2 protein-coding genes are annotated in these 24,870 nt (G+C 72.0%); both read right to left on the bottom strand.

Features of this window, described 5'->3' with window-relative positions; genetic code table 11:
• Window positions 1-21: 21 nt before the first annotated feature.
• Window positions 22-14,220 (bottom strand): hypothetical protein, encoded by a 14,199-nt coding sequence (locus CRP55_RS45295; protein WP_143235390.1) that lies wholly within the window; start codon window positions 14,218-14,220, stop codon window positions 22-24.
• A 42-nt stretch (window positions 14,221-14,262) separates the two neighbouring features.
• Window positions 14,263-24,840 (bottom strand): WXG100-like domain-containing protein, encoded by a 10,578-nt coding sequence (locus CRP55_RS45290; protein ID WP_097328289.1) that lies wholly within the window; start codon window positions 24,838-24,840, stop codon window positions 14,263-14,265.
• Window positions 24,841-24,870: the final 30 nt, after the last annotated feature.

The raw sequence follows: 24,870 nt of genomic DNA, 5'->3' as shown, positions 1-24,870 counted from the left end.
TCAGGCGCCACCTCGTCGAGGTCAGCTGATGAAGTCCCCGCAGATCTTGAACCCGATCGCGCGCCGCGGTGAGCCGCCGGCGGAGGCGTCCGAGCCGCCCCAGCGCTCGGGGCGGACCGTCCCGGACGCGTCGGCCGGGAAATGCCAGAACTCACCCCCGGCATTCATCAGGACGTCCGCGCCGCCGTTCTCCGCCAGCAGCATCACCAAGCCCCGGTCGCCGGCCTGACGGAGCAACCCGTCCAGGTCGGCGCCGGACCGGACCAACCGGGAGCCCTCGAACCGCGGATCGGCGAGCCGCCCTTCCATCCACGCGCGGGTGTCCCACTTACCGGAGCCCAGCACCGGCTGGTGCCGCAGACCGTCCGGGAACACCCTCTCCGCCAGGTCGACGGCGGACGTTCTCCCGCCCTCCATGCCGCCCACCAACCGCGACATCATCACCACCGATTCCGGCACCTCGGGGACCGGGACAGGGAGATCGGACGCCACCGGCCGGCCGGCCCGCCGCCGGAAGGCGACCGGCGCACTCGGAAGACCCGGGAGCACCGGCCGACGGTGGCCGGCGCCGGCGGCGCGTTCCGGCGCCGGCATCGAGCGGTGGACCGGCGGCGGAGTCCAGTCGGGCAAAGCGTCCGCGACGACCAGCGAGGGAACCTCGAGCACAATTGTTCGGGGCTCCTCGGCCTGTACCCCGGCCGCGTCCGACGGGGCCCGGACAACGGGCACCGGCCGGCCTGGGCGCCCGAGCTCGATCTGCGCCAGCGCGTCGTCGGCAGTGAGCGCAACTTCGAGAGGACCGTCCGGCACCGTCATGATCATCTTGCCCGAGGCGTTCCGCACGATCGGCTGGTGCGGGTCGTCCGTGCCGATCGCCACCAGCCAGTCCGTTCCGGCCCGGATCGGTGTGGCGGCGCCGGTGCCGAGTTGTCTCAGCAGATGAGGACCGGCGAAGCGGAAGCCCGCGTTCAACGAAGCCGGGAAGGCTGCGTCCGGCCCGACCAGTTCCTGGAAAAGATCAACTGCCGGCTCCCCGTCGTCGCGCGCACGAGCCGATGAGAGAAGCTCGGCGATCCGCCGGTCGGCCCGCTGCGCGTCAGGTTCGGCGGGCACCGTGACGCGGCCCGACGACGACACCTCGGCCCCATCCATGGCGAGTGCTCGCCCGTCGAGGATCACATGCGAGGACTCCGCGAAATCGAGTGGGCGCCCGGCATATCGCGACGGCACAGTCAACTCGACCCAGGTTCCGGAGGAGACAGCGGTCGGCCGCGCTGACCGCAATGTTATGAATCCGGACCTCAACAGCGCGAGGAGGTCCGACACCGGGCCGGAGATGTTCGTGCCGGCGGGTACATGCACCCAGCCCGAGACGACGTCGCCGGCGAACAGGTACGGTCCCTGCTGCTCGCGAGAGCGGTGATGCCCGGCGGCGATGTACCGCCGGATCAATGTGGCGACGGCATCGTCCGCGGCGATGCCGTCGCGGTTCAGGTACGCGGTGAGTGCGGTCGCCATGTCGCGATAAGTTTTGCTTCCTCCCGGGCCGTTCCGCCGAGTGATGTCGAGGAAGGGGCTGTCGTCGCTCGCGAGCGTCCCAGCCTCGGTTCCGTTCTCGTATCGCCTCCATTGCTGGCGATTGGAGTCCAGGGCTCTGCTCGCATAGACCGTTGCGAAGGACGACAACTCGCGCCGGAAGCTTTCCTTGCCCTCGCCCGCCATCGGATGGGTCAGTACGACGATCGGCCGGTCCATGTCTTCGGGCAGATGCCTGCGGTACGCCGCCGCGTCGAGCGGCCGGCCACCGACGATGAGCCCCGTCTCCACGACCCGGCCCGGCTCGACGCTCATCCGCGCGACCAGTTCCGGCGGCAGCTCGTCCAGACCACGCCAGTCCACGAGATCGGGATCCAGCGGTACGGCGGTCAGCTCGGCATCACGCTGAGCCGGAGCGGGGCGATGACGGTTCACCCACAGCCGATAGTGGTCCCGGCGATCACCGACGGGCCGCACGATGGAGGCCCGGAGCCCCGGCGCCTCGTCGCTGTCGACGGTGCGAAGCACCGAGGCCTCCAGCCCGGGGCCGACCCGGACCAGGACCGTGGTGCGGCTGTGCGAACGGGAGACGACATGGCGAACGGTCTGAAAGTCCATCCACAGCCGGGCGGCCTCCATCCGCTCGGCCGGGGTCGCCGACGGCCAGACCGGCACCCGAAGGAACCCCTCGGCCGAAACGACCGGCAGCTCCGCCACATCCGGCGTGTAGCCGGGCAACGCCGTCGCCGATCGCTCGGCCATCGTGAAGACGTCGTCCGACGTCAGCGCCTTGATGGTGGTGTGCCCGTCAGCCCGCGCTCGCAGCTCGCCGAGCGGGTCGATTGCGAGTGGCGCCCGCGCCAGAACCGTCTGGGCGGCTTCGACCATGTCGGCTCGGGACTGGTAGGCCAGCACGAACCGGCCGCCGAACGGCTCGACCACCTGCCATGTCGTCTCCGCCGTCCGATCCGTCCGATGACCCAGCACGATCCCCCGGAGGTCGGTCTCCCCCTGGACCATGGTCCGTTCGGCGAACCAGGCCAAGCTGTCCACGAACAAGTCGACGTTCGCTCGCGGGCCCGTCAGGTGCAGGATGAAGACCGACGCTGGAGCCACCCGGGTCTTGCCGCCGACCCGCACGGCGGTGATCGAGTGAGCGACTTCCTCGGCACTCATCGGACCGGACGCGGCGATGATGCGAGGAACGGCCGAACCGCCGGTGACCACGGTGCTCACCATCCGGGCCTGCTCGGACTCCCGGAACCGCAGCAGAGCAGCCAGCCTGGACCCGGCCCCCGCTTCCCGGGCGCTGTGATGCAGCGTCCGGCCCCAGGCCGAGCCGTCCGGACGGAACTGCTGTTCGACCGACGCCCAGGCGGGATGATTCCGGCCGAGGGGCCGGGAGGCGTCCCGGTCGAGTAGTTCCACCGCGATGCCGGCCGGGCCGTCCAGCGCGACGGGCGCCCGCACCGACAGGTTCTCCTGATCCCCGAGGACGGCCAGATGGCGGCTCTTGATCTGGTAGCCGAGGAGACCCTCGGAGAGCTCCGTGGTCAGCAGGGTCAGGAATTCGTTGCCTGGGTCAAGCAGATAAAGGCGAGCCCCGCCGGCACGGAAGCGGGCGCCGGCGAAGTCGTCACCGGCGCCCGGATCCAGCGCCGCCACCGTTTCGAAGAACGACGTGACCGGCCGCGCGGGCAGGAGGTCGAAGATGCCGGTGTAGTTCGCGGCGACCGTCCGGAATGCCAGTTCGGCCAGCACCCCGACGACCCGGACCGACTCGAATACAGCGAAGATCGGCAGCTCACGCGGGTAGACAGTCGTGCCCGCGAGCTGACTGGCGAACCTCACCGCAACCGTGTCGGCGAATCGCGCGGCGGCGTCGGTGATCAGCTGGGTTTCCGGGCTCGCCTCCACGGTCATCCAGGGCGGCGCGGCCAGGATCGCATCGAACTGACTGAGCGCGACGGTCACCGATCGGCGTATGCCGCCCGACACTCGTCGTGCGCCGGCCCATTTGTGGGCTTGCGGCGCTCGATGGCGGCCGAGGATGCTCAGCACCGAGGGCAGCGCCCGGAGGCTGTCGTCCATGCGCTGTCGATGCTCGTCATCCCGCGCATAAGCGTGGAGCCGGGCGCTGGTCGTCGACGCCGGCCCGTACCGGTCGGCGACCGCCGTCCAGGCCGGATGCCGGGAATCGAGCACGGTCGTGGAGCCCGTGTCGATCAGGTGGACGTCCACGCCGTCGGGGCGGTCGCCCGCGGCCGTCACCGGCGGGGCCGCGGGATCGGGCAGCGCCGCCGACAGCGGGCCGCGCTCGACCGGGCGATCGAGGGTTTCGGAGATTTCCGCGGTCAGCAGATCCAGAAATTCCTCGCGGTGATCCCGCAGGAACAGCCGGGCACCGCCGGCCCGGAAACGGGCCGGCCCCGCGAGGACGTCACCGGCCGACGGGTCCAGCCCGGCGATCACCTCGGCCGACGGCCGCGCCAGTCGCAGCGGCAGCAGGTCGGGACCGTTGTTGGCGGCCGCCGCGCCCTGCAGAAAGATGATCGTCGCCAGTGATTTGAGGACCTCGACCGATTCGATCTCACGGATCGCCGGCAGGCTCGGCGCCGGCAGTTCTATCGGCTCGGCCGCGAGGACGCTCAGCAGCCGGGTGGCGGCGACCTCACCGAAGTTCCGGGCCGACTGAGCGAGCTCCCGGAGATAATCGGCATGCGGACCGGTCAGCCAGGACAGATCATCGCCCAGCAGCGCGTGGAGCCCACTCGCCGCGACCGGGACAACCCGGCCGCCGGCGAACGAACCGGCCGGTGGCAGCTGGCTCCGCGATGATTCGCCGACGCGCTGCGCGGGAGGAGCGGATCCACCGGGCAACCCCGGCCATGTGCCACTCTGCAGATAGAGAGCGACCCTGTCAACCGCGGTGCGGGCGACGATACCGGGGTATTTGTCGGCCGCCTGATCCCACGCGGTGAGAATGTACGCGTCGTGCGTGACCACAGACTCAGGCAGTTTCCGCCGGACCCGGCGAATGACCTCGTCGTCCGGGACGTCCCGGATACCGTTTCCGCGTCGCTGGTCCGCCGTCGAAGCCGTCGGCCGGCGCATGTGGTCCCGGCGCCGCAGGCCACCACCGGCCGGCGGAGCCGGAAGCGGCCGGTGTGCGGAGCCCCTACCGGGAGCGCTCGGGCCGGCCTCGCTCGCGCCGGGCCGGGAATCGCCGGCCCGCGTCAACTCCTCGAAGACCAACCCGGCCCGCTCCTCCGGGTTGTACAACGAGAGGAAACTCAACTGGTCGATCGCCGCGTCGATGGCCTCGTCCGAAAAGTCCGCCACCTCGGCGACCGCGTTCCGCAGAGCGTCGCGCTCGGGCGCGGACAAGGGCTCGTTGGATTCGGGCGGCTCGGGCCGAACTTCCGGTCGGCGAACCACTGGTGGCGGGGCGTCACCGGCCGTGGTGGCACGCGTCAACTCGTCGTGCCGGACCGAGACCAGTACGGCCAGCACCTCGACGGCCGGATCCGAGACGGCTCCGGGCTGGATCCATTCGGCCCGGTTGCTCTCGATGACGTCGTCGAAGGCCGCGGCGATGTCGTGCTCCGTCAGACCGCCCGTGCCGGTGGACTCGGACCGGTTCTGGGCCAGGACCCGCATCATCCGGCCGCGGAGTTCAGCCCGGCGGTCCTGTTCGCTCGGCGGCAGGACCGGCTGGTCCGGTTCGGCTCCCGCCGCCGCGAGCTCGTCGATGATCCGCTCCGGGTGGGGGCGCGGGCCGACCGAGCGACGCACTCTCATCTGGGTCTCTCGCCGGGCCAGCCTTTGTGCGAGATCCACCGGCGCTGGCCGGCCGGACTGCTCCATCCGAGCGGACACCTGCTGGAGCAGGACCGCGTCCATGATCGGAAGCTGCGGGATGCCGGTGCCGGGACCGAGCTCCAGGAACGGATCGCCCTGCCCGCTCAGGTTCAGCTGGACGAGCTGGCCGGCTGGATTGACCAGCAGGAAACGACGATCCGGCAGTACTTCGACCAGCCTCCCGGCGGTGTCCAGAAACACCGGCCGCAGCGGATCGTCCGTGCCGACGGCCAGGAAGTGCTTGCCTCCGGCGTTGATCGGCGTGATCGCGCCCGCGGAGAGCCCCTGCTGCAGATGCCTCATCGCCAGGTCGGGCGCGTACGGCCTCAGCTGAGGAGGTGTGTCACCGCCGAGCAGCACCTCCGCCCAGTGGACCAGAGTCGAGCGATCGTCCACCCTTCGGACACCGGTCAGCTTCTCGAAGAAACGCCCCATCCTCCGTTCCTCGCGCGTCGACTCCTGGGGGTAATTGACGTGCAGAGTTCGCAGAAGGTCGAGAGCCCGGTCCAGTCCCCGTCTGGCGCTGGCCGGCGCCGGCACCGATATGCGGCGGCCCGCGCCGAGCACGGCCCGGGCCTCCAGAAGACCCGACACGTCGACGACTCCTCGTTCGCCGCCGTCGCTCCACGCACCGAAGAACCGGGCCGGCACGGCGATCTCGGCGAAGTGTCCCGTGCGGGGCTTCGGCGGCTGCCGAAGATGCATGGTGAGCAGGCCCCCCTGCTGAGGCCGGAACAGGTCGGTCAGAAGTTCGGCGGTGCGCCCGGGCGGAATCCATACCCAGCCGTGAACCATGTCGCCGGCTACCAGGTGAGTCGTTCCGAGTTGCCGGCGGATCGCCATGGCGCCTTCGCTGTCGAACGGGAGGTCCTTACCGCCGGCGAGATCGGACAGGGCCTTCGTCAGCTGTGGCGCCTTTCGCCGGAATTGCTTCTCCCACATGTGGGTGATCGGCCGGCCGGCGTCCTCCCTCCGTGCTCCGTGCTGCACCCGCCAGTGCGCTCCACGTTCGTCCTGGACGTTCGTATAGACGATCACGCCGCTTCGGGCGAGCAGGTCGGCGAAGGCCGATTCCGCGGGGGTGTTCACCGGATGTTGCAGCACCACGATGTGAGGGCGCCCGTTGTCCGGCCCGAGTCGTGCCGAGTACGCGCGCGCGGCCTGCGCGGCATCCGGTGAGTCCCCGATGATGCTGGTGGGCTCGATGGTCAGGCGATCGATCTCTCCGATCGGCACGTTGTCGAGTACGTCCCAGTCCGCGATCCGCGGATTCATTCTCACCGCGGTGTACGTCACCTCACCGGCGACGTGCTTGCGGTTCACCCACACGCGGGGCAGTGCCCCGGCCACTCCCTCGCGGGGGAGGACCACGGAGGTCTGGCTCTCCGGCTTGGTGCCGAGGCCGGGAAGGCTGAGGACCTGGGCGCTCAGTCCGGACCCCATCTGGACCTGGATGGACGGACGATCCTCGGCCCGTGACACGACCTCACGAACCGACGGGAGGCTCAGCCACGTTCGGGCCGTGTCCGCGATCTCACCACTCGTCGCGTTGCGCCGGACCGGAACGCGCACGGACGTGACCGAGGCGTCGGGGCGTTGACCGGCGCTGGGCGACGAGTAGGCGGGCAGGTCCGTCACCGCCTCGACGCTGTCCGGCAGAAGAGCCGTCGTCGCCACCGTCGCGACCGAGGTGTGCCCGTCGATGCGTGCGCGTAGCTCGAGCCGGCGGGCCACGTCGGCGATGTCGCGGCCGACGACCTGCGCCAGGGCGGCGTCCGAGCCGGCCGCGTGCCGCAACCCGCCGCCGGGGTCAACCGTCCGCCACGTCGCGCGGCCGCTGTCGTCCGGGGTGTTCAGCACGATCGCCTGCAGCCCGAAGTGTCCCCTCAGGACGCCGTGGTTGAGTTCGCGCTGCGCCGCTCGGGCGAAAGCCTCGCTGATCTCCCGCGGGCCCTGGAGATGGAGGACGAGCACCCGTGGGACACCCTGGTGGACGCCGAGCTGCTCGATCAGCCGACGGGGGTTGGTCTCCCCCGCTCCGACGCGGATGCGGGGATCCTGCGGGCTGCCGAAGCTGGTGCCCTCGGACGCGATGACCCGATCACGGTTCTGTTGCCGCACCCAGGTCTGCTGGGCCAGGCGCCCGACGAAGTCGCGGACCTCGGCCCCGCCCGCCCGCTCGTGAAGCGCGGTGCCGGCATTCCGGCTGGCCGGCCCGAACCGCTCCCCGAAGGCGAGCGATCTCATGTCGTCCACGTCTCGGAGATCCGGTGTTCCGGCCAGCGGCCGAAGCTCGATGACGGGCACGTCCCACGGGCCGGTCTCCTCGATGACCGATCCGGCGGTGAAGGCCGGCCCGTTCGTGAGATACCGTCCCACCAGGACCGGCCTCATGCCCTGGCCGGTCAGAAAATCACCGACCGCCCGCTCGAGCCGCCCGCGGACCTCGTCGTGATTCGCGGTCAAAAAGACGCGCGCCGCGCCCGCGCGGAAGTTCAGATTCTGCACCTGCGGGTCGTCGGCCAGGGGATCGAGGCTGCGGATGATGTCGGCGAGCGGGACGGTCGTCGTCACCGGAATCTGCCGATGGCTTTCCTGAGCCCGGCGCACCGCCTCCATGAAGATCAGGCTGGCCAGGCCGTCCACGATCGCGACCGACTCGACCTGCTCGGCCAGGTTTCGCACCTCCCCCCGGTCCAGCGCGATGCCGAACGAAGCGCGCACGAAGTCGTCCGCGACGTTCTCGCCGAAGTCCCGTGCGGCCCTTCGCAGCGCATTCCCGAACGAGTCGGCGGCGAACCATTCCGGCGGTCCCCAGAACACCCGGCGCAGTTCGCTCAAGGCGACCCTGTGCGCCGTGTCGGGTACGCGAACGGCGCTGCGCGAGGACTCGCCGACCCTCCTCGGCACGCCGGCCGCCGACGCACCGCCGGACAGGCTCCCGGTTTCGCCGTTGTTGGTGAAGAACTCGACGACGGCGATCGCCAGCTGGGTGAACGACGGCCCCCGGTGCCTGACGTGCTCGCGTGCCTCGAGGATTTCCTCTTTGCTTCTCGCCTCCGACCCGCTCCGGGTGAGCCGGCCGTTCACCTCCTCGACGAAGGCGTCATCGTCCACCGGCAGTTCGGCTCGGGTCGGGCGGTGGCCGGCGGCCATCGCGGAAACATCGACCACGACGTACGGGTCCAGGCCGGCGACATGGGTCGACGGGCCCGCGTACCGGGCCGGGACAGTCAGTTCGAGGGCGACGGCGCCGGCCGGCAACGAAGACGGCGGTTCCGGCCACAGCGGAGCCAGTCCCGCCGGATGATGCCGCAGGAGATCACTCGCCGACGCGACCGACGCCGCATCGCCGGGCACCACGACGAAGCCCGGGACCACATCGCCGGCGCGGGGATCGGCTCGGGCCGTCCAGCGCCGGATCGTCATCGCCGAGTCGAGGCTCAGCGGATCATGCTGGTGGAGCTGGGAGAGCGCTTCGTCGAGCCGGACCGGGGAGCTGCCGGTCTCCGGCAGCAGAATCCCGGAGACCAGAGCACGGTCGGGCGCGTACGTCTGTTGGGCCTCGCCGTCCAGGTAAAGCGTCCATCGGTGGCCGCCTTTGGCCGCTTCCGCCCGGACGAGCACCGCCGCCGACCGCGACAGCTCCTCGGCGAATCTCTCGCCGGAGACCCGCCCCGCCGGCAGGACCACGATCGGTCGCTCGGGATCGGCCGGCGGCAGCCGCCGCGCGTATTCGGCGGCACTGACCCGCGCGCCGTCGACGATGATCACGTCGCCTTCCGGGACACCTGGCTCGATGGTCAGCCGGCCGATCAGGCCGGCCGGCAGCACGTCGAGCTCGGCCCAGTCGGCCGCACCGGGCGCCAGCGGCACGGCGGTCAGCACGGTGTCCATGCCGTTCGCCCTGACGTGGCGGTTCACCCACACGCGGTCGCCCGCCGGGTTCCCGCCCTCGGCGCGGACATTCGCGACGTAGGTCTCCGGCAGCTCCCCTGTGCCATGCAGACGGGTGACCCGGCCACTCAGCCCCGGACCGATCCGCACCGCGATCGCGTCCCGGGTGACCAGCTCGCGAACGGCCCCGGCGTCCAGCCATGACCGGGCGGCGTCCATTTCTTCCGCCGGACCGGCGCCCGGCCGGATCGGCACCCAGACGGTCTCGACCTCGATCGGCTCACCGGCCATGTCGAACACCCGTGCCCCCGGCAACTCGGGCGCACCGGCGTGTCCGTTGATCCGGGACCGCAGCTCGGCCTGGACATCCAAGCCCGCAGGTGCGACCAGGTCGAGTCCGAACAGCGTCCTCTCGAGCGGCGGCCGGGCTTGAATCGCGTCGGCGGCCGAGCGCAGATCGGGATGGGGCTCGAGACCCGCGCCACCCCGCGTGACCGCATACCAGGTGCGCTCGCCGGTGGCCGGATCAGTGTCGGCGACCACGATCCCGGCCGGATCCGCCGACCCTCCCAACTTTGCGCCATCCAGCGTGATCTGTGTTCGCCGAGCGAAGTCCCGCCGTGCGCCGAGGTCTCCGGAAAGGTCGAGGACGAGGATCGGAGATGAGACCTCCTCCAGCAGTCTTCGTGGTTGCGCGCCCCGGCCCGGCCGGCCCAGTTCGAGCACCTGGGACTCGGTCGACACCCGCCCTGACACCCAGGTGAACTCGCCCTGCACGGCGACCGATACGCCGCCTCGCTCCCGGCCGTTCTCCATGGCCCACGAGACGACTGCTTCTGCCGTTTCATGCCGGGCCGAGCGCGAATTCCTCATTGTCTGCACGGCTGACTGGGAGCGGGTGCCGAAATCACGCGCCACGTTTTCCCAGTCGGGATGGGAATCGATGAGCGGGTTGAATCGCGCACTTCCGCTCAAGATCTGGATATCGACGGGCTCCGCGGGCTGATAGGGCAGATCGATCGGATCCGGGAGATTTTCGCGCCTCAACGGGTTCGCGCCCGGCGGATCGGCCGGCAGATCGGCCACGGTGACGACCCGGCCGAGAGAATCCGTGAGAGCGGCGGCCAGATCCGCGGCGAAGGTGGAGTCGGCGTCCGTCAGGAAACGGCGCGCACCCACGGCGCGCAGCTCCGTCGGCAGCGACTCGGGGGCGTGCGGTTCCGTGATGTTCCGCTCGATCCGCTCGATCACCTCGCTGAGCGGCAGCCGCAACCTGAACGGCAGATGGCTGAAGTCGCCGGCGATGGACGCGGCGGACTGGAGGAAGGCCACATTCGCGATCGCCTCGACGACGTCGACCGACTCGACCCGTGGGATACCGTCCCTTTTCTCCGCCAGATCCTCGGGCCGGACGGTCGCGCCGTCCGGGAGCATGAGGGCCTGGGCCGGATCCAGACCGACGATGAGATCCAGGAACTGTGCCGCTGTGCGACGGCCGAACGAAGCGGCGTCGCGGTGGATCCGCCGCGCATCCTCGGTCAGCGGGCGGAGCGGAGCCTCTCGATAGCGGTCCAGCAGACGGAGCAGTTCGGACAGGGCCACGGTGATGTGCTTCTGGCTCGCCGACTGGACGTAGAGAGCCTCCGCGGCCGCCCGAACCCGCCAGGACTCAGCCGTCGATCCGGACGAGCGGGCGGAGAGCGAGGAAAGCGCGGACCGCGCCCGGCGCATGCCGCCTCGGGCGCGCGGCATCTGACCGTCGGCGGCGAGGACCGAGGCCACTCGTTCGACGAGCTGCGTGACGTTGAAGTTCGGGGCCGTCGCGGCTACCTCGCGCCGGGTGGTGAGGATGTGCTCGGCGTCCGGAAGGTCGTCCTGTCGTCCCTCTCTCTCCAGGCGCAGCGTGTGGTGCACCTCAGTGACGAAGGCGGCGTCCGTGACCGGCATGTTGCTCGCGCGGAACAACTCCTGGACGTAGGCGTCCGGCGGCGCGTCGGTCCACCAGAGCGTCCCGCTCATCGGGGTGTCCCGCCCGGCCAGGGTCACTGTCACATGCGCCTGCTGATCCGGCCCGGCCCTCTCCGCCCGCCACAGCAGCCGATCGCCGTCCCAGCGATCGTCACGCTCCGCGTTGATCTGCGCCAGCCCGGCTCGGAGCTTTGCGACGACCCGGTTCGCGTCGTCGTCGTCGCCCACGATCGACACCAGCTTCGTCAGCTCGGCGAAGCCGGTGCCGTCGATCGGGAAGCGGCGGACCTCGAACCCGGACAGGATCCGCTCGTCGGTGGCCGGCCCCGTCCGCGCATCGGCACGGTGCTCGACCGTCGCTTTGGCGCGGGCTGCCTGGACACGCGGATCGGCGGGCGGCGCCGAAGGGATCGTGAAGTCCAACGGCCACGTCGTCGCGTCGGCCACCAGGTCCGGGGCCGGCTCACGGCGGCCTCGTGCACTCGCCGCGAACGCAGTCGGTGCTCCCGGTAACGACAACGGCGGCGCCGCCGAAGTGGCGACATGTTCGGCCTCGCTGGGACGCAGCGCGAGGATCAGGCCTCCGGCGTCGGCCGTCGCCCGGATCGGCGCGTCCAGCACGGCGGCCGCCGTGGTCTCGTCGGTCACCTGGTGGATCTGAGCGCCGGCCGGGCTCAGCGTCTCGATCAGGGACAGGCCGGACCGCGTGCGCTGGGCGATCAGGACGTGCTCGAGGTCGTCGGCGCGCTGTGCCCAGACCAGGGTGACCGTGCCGGCGGGCAGGTCGAACAGGTTCCGCGTGGTGACGTCACGCCACTCGCCTCGCACCGCCGTCGCGAGGTCGGAGAGCGCCCAGTCCGTACGCGCCCGCCGCGCGACCCGGGCCGTGCTCAGCACCTCGCCCACCCGCTGAGCGCTGTCCTGCTCGCCGTCCCAGGGCAGCAGCGCGGCCAGGACCGCGGCGAGCCACGGCACGACGGCCCGGCGATAGTGGCCCTGGAGGGCGTCCTCGGCGTGGTCCCCGAGGGCGGGGTGCTCACTGCGTACCCGGCCCATCAGGTCACGCAGACCGGTGAGCGCCTCCCCGTCGCCGACGTCGCGGGCCACCGCGTCGACCACGTCCGGGCCGGCGGCGGCGACGTCGATCTCGGTGAGCAGCGCCGCGGCGTGATGGGCCGCCGTGAGCATCTCGGCCAACGCGGGCGGCCGTTCGCCGCCCAGCCGCAGTCTGATTCCGGGCAGATGCCACGCGCCCCCGGCGGTCGCGGCGGCCGGGCCTGACCCGGCGAGCCGTCGCCCGGCCGGAGCCCGGTCGAGGAGGTCGCTCAGCGACGCCCGCACGGCCGAGGACACCGTCTCGGAGGGAATGACCGGGCCGTCGCCCGGCTCGACGGCGGCCGCCGTGATCGCTCCGGCGAGAAGACCCCGGTGACCCGTCAGGAAGCGGCGGACGTCGACGTCGGCGACGGCCACGATGGCGGAGAGGGGCTCCAGTGCGACGACGGGCTTGCCGGAGTCCGGATCGAGGGCTTCTCGTACGGACTGGACCGTCAGCGCGATCAGCTCGATCACGGTGGTGACAGGGCTGGAGAGGCGGGCCACCGCCCCGACGTCGGCGAGGGCGACGACCGCACCGTTCCGGTCGTTCTGGAAGTGCGCCGCGACGCCGTAACCCGCCTGCAGAGCGGCGGAGTCGGCATCGACGCGCCGGAACACCTCGTGCACGCCGCCGCCGAGCGGGACGCTGACCACCGTCTCCGCGATCGCCTCGGGCCGGCCGACGTCGGCCACGGCCGCCTGCGGTGCCACGGCCGCCTGCGGTGCCACGGCCGCCTGTGACGCCACGACGTCGAGCGCATCATCGGCGACGATCTCGCCGGCCCAGTCCTCCGCCTGCCGGGCCTCGATGCCGAGCGCGCGGAGCCCGTCGGCGATCTCGGGCCGTAGACCGGCCGCGTCGGCGCCGGCGGCCGGCAGCGGCCGGCCCTGCCGATGCTGGACGACCGCCGTCTCGGCCAGGTGGATGGCCAGGACCTCAGGTGCGGACGGCCGGGTCAGAGCGTCCCCGGTCAGCATCTGACCGGGATGGCGGAAACTCGCGCCACGGCGGCCGGTTCGCCCGTCCAGCACGTGCGGTCCGTCGGCGGTGTAAAGCTCACGGAACTCACTCGGGGGCACGAGGCGCCAGCCCCGGTCACCGCCCTCGTGACGTACGTCGACAACGGTCGTCACGTTGCCGAGAGTTCCCCGCAGCAGCCGCACGACGGCCGCCCGCAGCAGCGCCGGATGCTCGGAGCGGGCCAGGATCCGCTCCAGCGCGACCAGGTCGAAGGTCGTGCCGGGCGGGGCCAGCGCGCCGTCCGTGGCCGCCCGCAACACTCGCAGGGTCTCGGCCCGATCGTCGATCGGAACCGGCGCGCCGGCGGCACGGTCCGGGCTGTCCGCGTAGGGGAAGCCGGTCTGCCGGGCCCGGGCCAGCTCGTAACTGAGGGCCATCTCGTGGGCGGGCGTCATCTCACCGTCGACCGTCCAGTGGCCGCCGTCCGTGATCGTGAATCCGCCGTCGGTCTCCAACGCGGTCGTCGCCTCGTAGACCCGGACCGGGTAGCCGCCCTCGGCGAGCGCCCGTTGCAGCCGCCGGCCGATGCCGGTGCTGGTCAGCAGCGTGATGGAGTCGACCGCGAAACTCTCGTGCCGCAGTTCGGCGACGACTTCCGGATCTCCGAGCAGACGGGCCGCCAGCGACTCACCCGTGTCGTCCGCACCGGCTCGCACCAGAAAGGTCCGGCGGTCACCCGCCCACGGACCGGTCACGTCGAGCTGCTTCTCTTCGTTGCTCAGCTGCGTCGTGGTCTGGTCGCATCGCCGGAACCGCTCCACGAGGCCGGAACTGACGGGCCGGCCGTCGAAGGACATCGAGCCGGTCAGGCCGTCCGACCCCTTGGTCGAGGTGCTCAACTTGGTCTCCAAAACAGCTCAGCGAACGCGGAAACAGCCTGATCAGCCACGACGGCCGGAGCGCACGTCGGCGCACCGGTCGACGGCCAGCAGCTCGGACGGCTTCTCGTGCTCGGTTCGATATCGCGAGAGCTCGACGACCTCGACGCCGTCGCGGCCGACGGTCACGACCCGGGCTTGCTCGTCGGAGCCGTGGTGGACGAACACGGCGCTGTCGTCGTCACCGGCGGGCGCCAGGAAGGTGAGGCTCCCGGCTTTCGCTTCGTTCACCGCGTCGTGGACCTCGTCCCACGAGGACACGGCCTGCCATCCCGGCCCGGCCGGACGGCCCCTGTCGAAGAGCCATCCCGTCCCGGATGTCGCCCCGGGAGTTCCGGCTTCCGCGCCCATCATCCGTACGCCCATGGCAAACCGTTCCTCGAGAACGGCCTCCATGGGCGGTGGGCCGCCGGCCTGACTGCGCTCGAAGCCGCGGACCGCCATGTCGGCGACGCGCTGGACGTCCGCCGGTAGTGGCTCCGCCGGGGCGACCTCGGAGGGCACCGGTACAGCGTTGAGGGGCATCGGTCTCCTTACCGATTCGGACGGTGTCAGGGCCGACCCGGTGACGTCGTCCAGCAGATCGGCCATCAGCTCGGCCGGGACGGCGCCGGGGTGCCGGTCCAGGCTCCGCGCGGCCTGCTGGAGTGCCTCACGCTCCGGGACCGTCAACGGGCCCTGGATCGTGCTGCCCACCATCAGGCGATACCGCGCGACCGTTCGCGGCGAGGGGACGCTCTGCCCGCCGTTCCCGATCCGCCCGGACAGGACGATCCGCAGCCGGCCGGCCACCGCGGTGATCTCGGACGGTGTCAGCGGGATCGCCGACCGGAGCTTGTCCATCACCTCGGGCCGGCTGTCTCCCCAGCCGCTGCCGGCCAGCAGCCGGGCGACGCGGGCCGGATCGCGGGACAGGGCCAGCTCGACCTCCCGGGTCCAGCCCGGCCGTGGCGCGACCGCCGGCACCGGCGCTACCGGCGCGAGCGCGGGCGCTACCGGCGCGGACGCAGGCGCTACCGGCGCGGGCGCTACCGGCGCCGGCTCGGCCGGCTCAGGAACACCGAACGTTCTCCACGTGCTGTCCGGGGCGACCGGCAGCACGTCGAGCGGGTCGGTGGACAGCGCGCTGCCGTGCACCGCGACCGGCCGTTCCAGCGCCGCGGCGAGCTCCTCGGCGAACTGCGCGCGCAGGCGGGCCGTCCCGTCGACGACCACGACCAGCGGAACCTGACCACCGGCCGGAGCCGGCAGATACTCGGTCACGATCGTCGCGGTCCCCGCCGGGTCGACCGGCCGCGGCTCGTCCGGTCCGTCGACCGGCACGACGATCGTCATGCCGTCCTCGCCGGCCCGGACGAACAGCTTCGGCCCCTCCGGCGGTGACGGTGGCACCGCCGGATCCGCCGGCTCGACCGTGAAGATCGAGTCGCCCCGGCGCGTGATCTTCAAAGCGCCCGAGCCGGCCTCGCGCACGCCGGGCTCGCCGACGACGGCGGCCAATGCGGGAACGTCCCGCAGCGCGGTCACGGCCGATCGGGGAAGCACGGCGAGCATGCCGTTGTTCGTCTGCCACGCGTGGCCGTCCACGAGCTCGCCGTCCTCGCGCAGCTCCAAGCGCACGTCGATGGCGTACGCGTGGTACGTCTCCTTGCGCAACCGGTTGTGCTCGACGTAGCTGCCGACTGACTCCCCGTGCGAGCCGCCGTCACCGACCTCGCCTTCGACGCCGGGGCCGGCCAGGACCCGCAACAGTCCGCTCGGGTTGCCGGCGCCGACGTCGGCCCCGATCGCGAGGTCGCTGCCGGCGGTCCGCCGGCCTTCCGACTCCCTGGAGACCTCGGGAAAGCCCAGGGCCTCCAGGTCGATGTCGGTGATCCACCTAGCGGTGCGCATCACCAGGTGCAGGCGGGGGCCGTCCTCGCCGACGACGGGGAGCCCCGGGCCGAGGAGCCGCCCGACCGCCGTACGAAGGTTGCTGCGGTTCAGCCGGGTGCGCAGCGCCCGGTCGTGAACGCCGGGGCGGCCGGGCTCCAGGACCTGCCCCGGGCCGGGCCCGAGGTGCCGCCGGATCGCCTCCGCCATCGCGGCGTGCGGGAAGACGTCGATGACCTGGATGGTGTCCAGGACCATCCGGGCGAAGCGGGCGGTGGCGTCGTCGGCGGCGAAGTCCGGGCGGGTCAGCGGCTGCGGCCGCAGCCATCCGGGCGAGGTCCTGAGCAGCGGGGGAACGGTGAGCTCCCGTGGCGTCAGGAAGCCGAAGCTGCCCTCGACCTCGACCGTGGTGACCGGGCCGGCATCGGCTTGCGCCGGGGCGGCCGGGCCGGCGAGGGCGGCCAGGCCGGTCACCGCGTCGTGCAGCACCTGATGGACCGGGTGCCGGACGGTCGTCTTCCGCATCGTCACGACGAAGGTTGTCCGCGCGCGGAACTCCACCGCGCCGTTCTTCTGGGTCGACGACCGCCGGATGTCGCGCTCGGTGTCCTTCTCGACCGCGTGCTCTCCGGTGTGCCACGGCGCCTTCACGTCGACCGCGCCGGTGAGGCGGGCCTTGTCGAAGCCGGCGCGCGTCTCCACCTCCAGAGACGCCTTGTGGGACGAACCCTGCTCGTCGACGTCGTCGTGCAGGATCAGGCTCTGCCCACCGGTGGTGATCTTCGCCTGTGGCCGCTGCTGGTGGAACGCCGGCTCGTCCTCGACGGTGGTGATGGTGATGTCGGCCTGGTTCCAGGTCCCGTTCTCGTTGAGCTGGACGACCTGCAGGTGGTGGCCGTCCCGTCGTACCTGGTGATAGAGGGCACGAACCGCCGTGTCGTTGAGGAAGACCCAGAGCTGGTGGTCGATCTCGGGGTCGTCCGTCCGGATGTCCATCCGCGCCAGCCCGTTCCGGACCGTTGCGAGAAGACGCGCGGTCCACAGGCCCTCGATCGCCGAGAAGTTCAGCGCCAGGGCCAGGTGCAGCGGCACGCGTTCGGCACCCGGTTCGGGCTTCGTACGGCCCGGCACCTGTCCCCAGGAGTCGGCGTAGTCGTCGTGGACCGACGCCTGCAGGCCGTTCTCGACCGAGAAATCGAAGACGGCCGTCTGCGGCCGCTCACCGGCCGGGTGACGGGTGTAGACGAACACGTAGTCGGCGTTGCCGTGGAACAGATGCGAGTCGCCGAAGAGGGCGGCGATGGCGAGCTCGTTCGCGCTCATCGACTCGACGACCTCGCGGCCCTGATGCCGCCCGCCGACGTAGACCGCGTTCGCGCCCGCGTGGTCGGTGCCGTACGGATTCGCACCCTGGTCGTCCGTGGAGCCGGCCGGCGCCGCCCGGCGCGCCGCCGACAGATGGGGCGTGGGCGACCGATGGGGCGCGCTCGGCTGGTGGGTGTGCCCGATGAGGCCGATCCCGGCGCCGAGACGCCAGCTCCGCGCCGAGCCACGGCCGTGCCCGGATTTCGAGTCGCCCTCGGTGTATCTCTCGTGGCGGGCGCCCGGCGACGACGAGTCGTAGGTGACGGCGGACGGCCGTAAGAAGATGCGCAGGGTCTCGACCACGTCCCGGGACTGGCCGACCGGCGGCAGGCGGAAACCCTCCTCGTTCAGCAGTTCGGGCGCCCGCGGCTCCAGGAGGTCGGCCCGGACGATGTCGGGCAGGTCGAGCGAGGTCGAGCCGAACCGGGCCACCACCGCGCCGGCGACCCGGTCGGCCAGATCGGCCAAGTTGTTCAGCCACAGATAGACGTTGTCGGCTCCGGGATCCCGGTCGGCTCGCCTCGGCATCGGCGCACCGGTGAGCGCCCGCGCCGGCCGCTCCCCAGCCGGCCCGAGGTCACTCTCGGCGGCCCGGAGGGTGGTGACCGCGTCCTGGTCCGGGCCGCCGATCGTCGACCGCGCCCACGAACTGGTCTGCTCGCCGTCCCGCGCGATCACCAGCAGCTCGAAGGTGGTCGCCATGTCGATGACCTGGGTCGGGCCGGTCACCACTCGGCGCCGGTACCCCTTGCTCGCCACCTCCGCGTCGACCGACGAGCTCCAGTCCCATGACACCTCGCCCTCGGGCACCCGGATCCGCAGCGCCACCGGCCATTTCCTGGGGGCCGCGTAGGTGCTGAGCCCGGCGTCGACTGCGAACTCCCGGCGGCTGTCCCGCACGACGGATCCACCCACCGTCGTACGGCCCTGGACGTCGATCTGGGTCTTGATCTCCTCGCGTGTATCGCGCACCTCGGTGAACCGGCCCGCCACCTCGAAGCGCAACGAGAAGCGCCCGATGTCCACCGTCCGGGCCAGCCGCCCGTCGAACAGCGAGCGGGCGCTGCCGCGCAGCCGCGGCACGCCGAAGGCCGCGGCGAGCTGGAACCGCAGATCGTGGTCCTCGGTCGGCGTGAGCCGCTTGCCCGCGGTCGACAGGGCCGTGCGGGCCATCAGCTCGAACTGAGCCAGCACGCGCTGCGCCCCGGGCATCTCCTTGGCCACCGCAGGCCCGAGTCCCACACCGGCGGCGACGGTCCACAGGCGCAGCTCCGTCATCGCCGGGACCGGGCGCGGGAAGACACTGCGAACGGGGCCGGGCACCCGGTTCGCGCCGAGGAGACTGCCCAGCACGGTCCGCACCCTCTGGTACGAGACGGCCCGCTGCTCGGCCGACCCGTCCAGGACGTAGGCGCCGGTGACCCGCCCACCTTCGACCACGTAACGCAGACGAGCGGGTTCGAGACCGCTCGGGGCCGAGCCGCTCTGGTTCAGCCGGACGTTGCCGCCCGGGGCCAGCAGGTCCGCCCACCCCTGGACGGCGACGGGGGAGGCCGGACCGGGAACGATCTCCAGCTCGATCACCGTGGTCCGCGCGACGATCGCGAGGTGGCGCGGCTGCGGAGGCCCGGGATGCGGCAGGGGGTTGCGAGCCCACTCCTCGGCGGGCCGGGTGGCCACGCCCTCCCAGGCGTCGACGCGGCTCAGCCAGGACGAGAACACCGCCGGCGGCACGCGGACGGGCGCCGGAGCGGCCGGCCGGCGCGCCGCGGCCTGGAACGCCTCCGATCGATCAGCGGGGATGCCCAGCTCGGCCCGGGCCGGTACGTCCAGCTCGAAGCTCCGCCCGGTGCTGGTCGACGTGACCGAGACCCGCAGGCCGAGGACCGCGACGGACCGATCGAGCGGGCCGAAGCGCATCAACGCGGTCTTCGCCTGGAAGATGGTCGTGCTCTTGGCCGCCAGTTGTCCACTGCGGCCGTAGCTCGCCCGGATCATCGGCGAGAACACCGCCTGTCCCCCGAAGGCGGTGAGCGGAAACGCCCCGCGAAGCCCCGCCTTCCAGTTGTGGCCGCCCCGGTAGAACCGGCGCATCGCCTCGGTGGCCGCCATGTCGTTGCGGACCGTGGCGTCGGGCACCCGCTCGGGCCGGCCACCGAGCTCGCGCGTCGCGGCCGAGATCTCGACGGCGTACCGGTCGTCGGGATATCCGGGGCCGGAGTCACGCGGGTCGAGGTCGAGCTGGATCAGTGGTGGCACATAGCTGTCGCTCCACAGCTGCTGGGTACGGTCCTTGATGGTGGTCTCGTTGACCAGTTCCTCGATCAGCGCCGACTCGAGATGGGCGGCTTCCACCGGGCCGAGGCCGAGGGCGCCGGACACGCGCTCGCGCAGCGCGCGAGCCACCTCGCCGAGGTCGGCGGCGTGCAGGGTCGCGTCGACCATGGTGATCGCCTGCGGGTCGGTGACCGCGAAGCGGCGGTGCTCGACGCTGGTGCCCGGCCCGGCCAGCGCGCGGGGCAGGGCGGCCACGACCCGGGCGGGCGGGGGCAGCGGGGCCAGCTCGACGCGGCCGCCGGGCCCACCGGCCACGTCCACGATCAGGTCGGCCTCGACCTCGTGGTAGTTCATGTCGTTGAGCAGTGGGCGATTCCCGGACTGCACCTCCAGCCCTTGCCGTTCGGTGCTCTGGCGGGTCATTCCCGCGTGCAGCATGACGTGGGGCAGCACGAGATGTCTCATCACCCGTCCGGCGACCTCCCACAGCGGGTTGACCGGTGCGGTGGCGCTCACCGCCGAACTCCATGAATGCTCACCGGCGATCGTCGTGTCGGCGTACTTGCTCTTGTAGTCGCTGATGCCGGGGACGGCGGGCGGGGCCGAGACGACCGGAGCGAAACCGTGGACCCGCAGCGAGAGCCGGACGTGGTAACCGCCGAACCGTTTGCCCAGGCCGGTCACCATCAGGCTCTGCCACGTCTTCGCCGCGCGGTCGCTCAGTTGCCGGCGAACCCACGCCACGGCTTCGGCGCGCTGACGCTCGTCGGTGATCTCCGCCGCGATGCCCGCCGCCACACGATCGAGGGTGTGGTCGCCGGCCGGCGCCGGCTCGGCACGGTGCACATAGCCGTCTCCCATCGAGCCGAACTCGGCGCTGAACCACGGCGGCAGGGTGATCTCGCCGGACGCGGCGAGGATGTTCTCGTTCGCGCGGGCCCCGGCCGCGAAGGCGATCGTCGCCGCCCAGACATCGGCCGGCGCGGTGAGATCGGTCCCGCCGGGGTCCCGGCGGGCCGTCGAAAAAGCCTTCCGAGCTTTCTTGTACGCCTCGGCGAGTCCTTCCCAGTTCTTCCGGCTGCCGCCGGCGGTTTCCCCCTCCGGCGTGGTCAGGGGCCGGCCACGGTAGAGCTCACGGGCGTACGCCAAATGGGCCGTCTCGTAGTTGTCCCGCTCCGCCGCCGGCCGGCCGGCCAGCTCGGTCAGCGCCCGGCCGTAAGCGGCGGCGGCGCTGAACGCCTCCTCGGCGTCGGAGATGTCCGGGGACACGGCCGGCGACACATCCGGCGGCACGTCCGGCGCCGCTTCCTCGCCCGGCTGGCGCATCGCCATGTAGTGCTCGCCGACGCGCATGCCGCCACGCTCGGTGCTACCCGGGTCACGGGCCACATCGACGACCGGCCCGTGGGAGCCGAAGGTCTGTCCGCGCTGGCCGGTCGAGGCCCGGTGGTTCATCCGCAACCGGATGCCCAGCGCGTCGGCGAGCACCGCGGGCAGGGCGTCGCCCTCGTCGCGATTCCAGACCCGCTGCCAATCGGCGACCAGGCCGGCCAGTCCGGACCGCTCGAAGCTGAGCAGCGGGCCCCCGTAGTCGTTCATCCGCTGCCGGAACGCCACCATCGGCTCCGGGTCGATGTCCCGGCGGCCGACGCCGAGGCTGTCCAGCTCCTGATGACGCCGCTCCAGCTCGCCGTCGTCGAGCGTCTCCTCGTGAACTGTCGCGCGGGCCCGGCGATAGGCCTCGGCCGCCGCGGCCGACACCCGGTTCCCGTCGACCGACACGTGCCGCTCGACCAGTTCCACGAGAGCCGCCGCCGAGCGATGCACCAGGCCGTCGGCCCGCGGCGGCGCACCCCGGTACTCGTGCAGGGCGCGCCGGACCTGCTCCGGGTCCCGCAGCCAGGCGTCGACGGCGGGATCGCCCAGGCCGTTGTCGCGCAGCCGGTCGGCGACCACGACCGGGACGCTTCCGAGCACGGCGTAGAACTGGCACAGCCCCGCGCCGGGCCCCTCGATCCGGCGGTCGCGCCATTCCTGATCCGGAAGCGGTTGTACGAACTCCGCGTCGCCCCCGGCCGGGACGGTGTCGCCGGACACGCCGACCCGCCCGATCGCAGCCGGGTCGACCGGCACGCCCACCGCGATCACCTCGACCGGGCCGACCGGAATGAAGATCGGCATCCCGGTCGGCGGCAGCACGGCGGGGCCGCCTCGCTGCCCGTCCAGGAACAGCACGCCGTCACCGTCCTTCACGACATTGACGACATGCGTACGGCCGGCCGGGCCCCCGACGATCACCAGGCCCTGCGCGCCGGGACCGGCCGCCCGGATCGTCTCGGCGACCACGTCGTACGAACTCGTCACGCGAAGCCGCCTCGGCGGATGCGCGCCGGCGGGCCCACCTCGGGTGTCGTTGGCATAGGTGACGAGGGATGCCGGGTCGACGCCACCTCGGAAGTGCGGATCCTCCACGGCCGAGCCGGGCGCCACGAACGAAGGGCTCATCCCGTTGAGCTGGGCCTCGACCGCCATGTGCGTGGCCACCGCGGCCAGGAAGCAGTTCTCGGTCCACTGGGCGTCGGTCAGCTCACCGGCACGGCGGCGCCCCCGGCCGCCGTCGTTGACCTGCGGCAGCCATCCGTACCGCTGCCGGAAGACGCCGTCGCGGTCACCCTCCGGCCGCCACCAGCGGAAATCGGCCGGAACCGGCGGCGGCGGGCTCAGGGGTTCGAGGAGCGCGGCCGGCGCGGGTTCCGGCGCCTGCGGCATCCGGTCCAGCGCGGACTCCGACACCACCCGCTGCGGCGTCTCGAACGCCGTCCGCACGGCCGCCTCCTCACCGGACCCGACCGGCTCCGTCTGAGCCAGTCCTGCGACGGGCTGGGCCGGGCCGGTGACGGGCTGGGCCGGGCCGGCGACGGGCTGGGCCGGGCCGGCGACAGGCGGCTGGGACAGGCGGTCCAGGAAGGCCGTCCGCGGCGGCGACATGATGAGCGACGGCCCGGCGAGGTCGGGAACGCTCCGCTGGGACGGCTGCATGGCGTTCGGATCCCGGCGCGGGACGGCGGGACCGGCGCCGGAGCCCGAGCCCGAACCGGAACCTGAACCGAGGCCGGCCATGCGCTCGTCGGAGCGGATCTCGGCATCCATGTAAGGCACGTCGGCGGGGCCGGTCCCCATCAGGACCGGCTCCTGCGGCAGGGTGATGCCGTCCGGGGCGAGGCTCGCGTCCACGAGCAGGCCGCCGTGCTCGTTGAGGACGGCCAGCCCGGCCCGGCCGGGGTCACCCGCGTGTTCGGGGAGGGCGGTGAGGCCGAGCCCGGGGTTGGCCGCGACGACGTCCGGCGACGCCCAGGCTTGGACGGTCCACCCGCCTGCCGCGGTGCTGTTGTTCCAGGCGCTCAGGTTCTGGCGGATGTCGTCGCTGATCACGCCGCTACCGGACACGACCAGATGCACCTTCTGCGGCACAGGCCTCGGATCGGCCTGCGGCACGGACCGCGGATCGGTGCCGGCCGCCGAACCGATGCCGACCTCCGGAACGATGCCGACCTCCGGAACGGTGACGGCCGTCGACGTGTCCGGGCCCTCGGGGTATTCGCCGCCCGTGGCATCGGTGGACGGGACCGGCGCCGGAGTCGCGTCGGGTCCGGACCCTGATGGGGCATCCGGGGAACGGGGCGGTGCCGTGTCGTCATAGGGGGCGTCGTTGCGCTCGCCGTCGGCATCCTCCGCCGCGGGAGCCGGCCCGGGCGCCCAGGGCGGCACCGGGGCGACTTCCTGTGGCGTGTCCCGGCCGGGATCGGGCGATGGGTCGGGCGTGACCGGGGACTGGGCCGGCCCGGCGTGGCTGTCGTTCCCGTGCGTGCGATGGCGCAACCCCTCGCCGGCCAGGTGGCCGCCATGCTCGACCGCTCCCGACGTAGCGCCGGAAGCCGCGCCGCCGAGCAGCGACTCCCAGGTGACGTCCTGGCCTTGCGAGCCGGACCACGCGACCTCGGTCACGACCTCGGTCGTGGACTCGACGGCGATGTTCTCCCCGAACCCCTCCTTGTTGTCCGGCGGACGCGGCGCCGCCTCGACCGGCCGGGCATTGTCGACGGTCGACCTGGGGGCAACGGGAGGCGCGCCGTCGGGTCCCGGGGCGTCATTGCCCGGCGACCTCGGCACCATGGGCGGGGGCGCCGCCGCCGGGACCGGGCGGTTACCCGGCTTCGGCGCCGGCACCTCCGGCGTGGACCCGGAAGCGCCGGGCTTCGACTCGGGAACGCCGGGCTTGGACTCGGAAGCGCCGGGCTTCGACTCGGAAGCGCCGGGCTTGGATCCGGGCGCGCCGGGCAGGCCGGGTCCGTCCGATCCGCCCTTGCCGACGATTTTGGCGAACATCTTCTCGAACTGTGGCCCGAGGAAGTTGAAGATGCCGCCGACGCCGATGCCGATCGCGCCGCCCAGGGCGCCGATGGCCGCCGAGTCGCGGACCTTCTTCCAGTCGATGTCGTCGATCGAGCCGTTGCGCTTCATGATGGCCTGCACGGCCAGCGACATGATGACCTGCGCGCCGGCGCCCATGACCTGCGCCATGACGATCTGCACGGCCATACGCAGCAGGAACGCGATGACCCGGGACCGCCCGATGATCAGCTGCATCAGCCAGCCCGAGACCAGGCCGGGGAACAGCCACTGCAGGGCCATGACGATCGTGAAGGTGATCAGCAGTTCGACCAGGGTCGCGATGATCATCAACTTGGCGTACTCGACCTCGGCGGCGAGGTTGTCGAAGTCGTCGCTCATCCGGTGGACGTAACGGCCCGCGAGCGGGAGGAAGCCGGGATTGTCGACGTACTCCCGCATCGCGTCCACGAAGGCCCGGTCGGCCGCGCCCTCCATGGCGTCGGAGAGCGAGTTGACCACGGCCACGAAGTCCGGCTGCAGATCCTCGATCTGGACGCCGAGCGACCTCAGCAACTCCCCCAGCTGCCGGAGGACACCCTCGTCGGTCGCCGGGAACTGCTCACCCGACAGCCAGAACTGGAACCTGTTGAGCTCGTCCGAGACATCGATGCCCACGACCGAACCCCCACTGATGTGCCACGGCTA

Source organism: Paractinoplanes atraurantiacus (genome assembly GCF_900215205.1).
GTDB lineage: Bacteria > Actinomycetota > Actinomycetes > Mycobacteriales > Micromonosporaceae > Actinoplanes > Actinoplanes atraurantiacus.
This window is presented reverse-complemented; position numbering and strand designations above follow the sequence as displayed.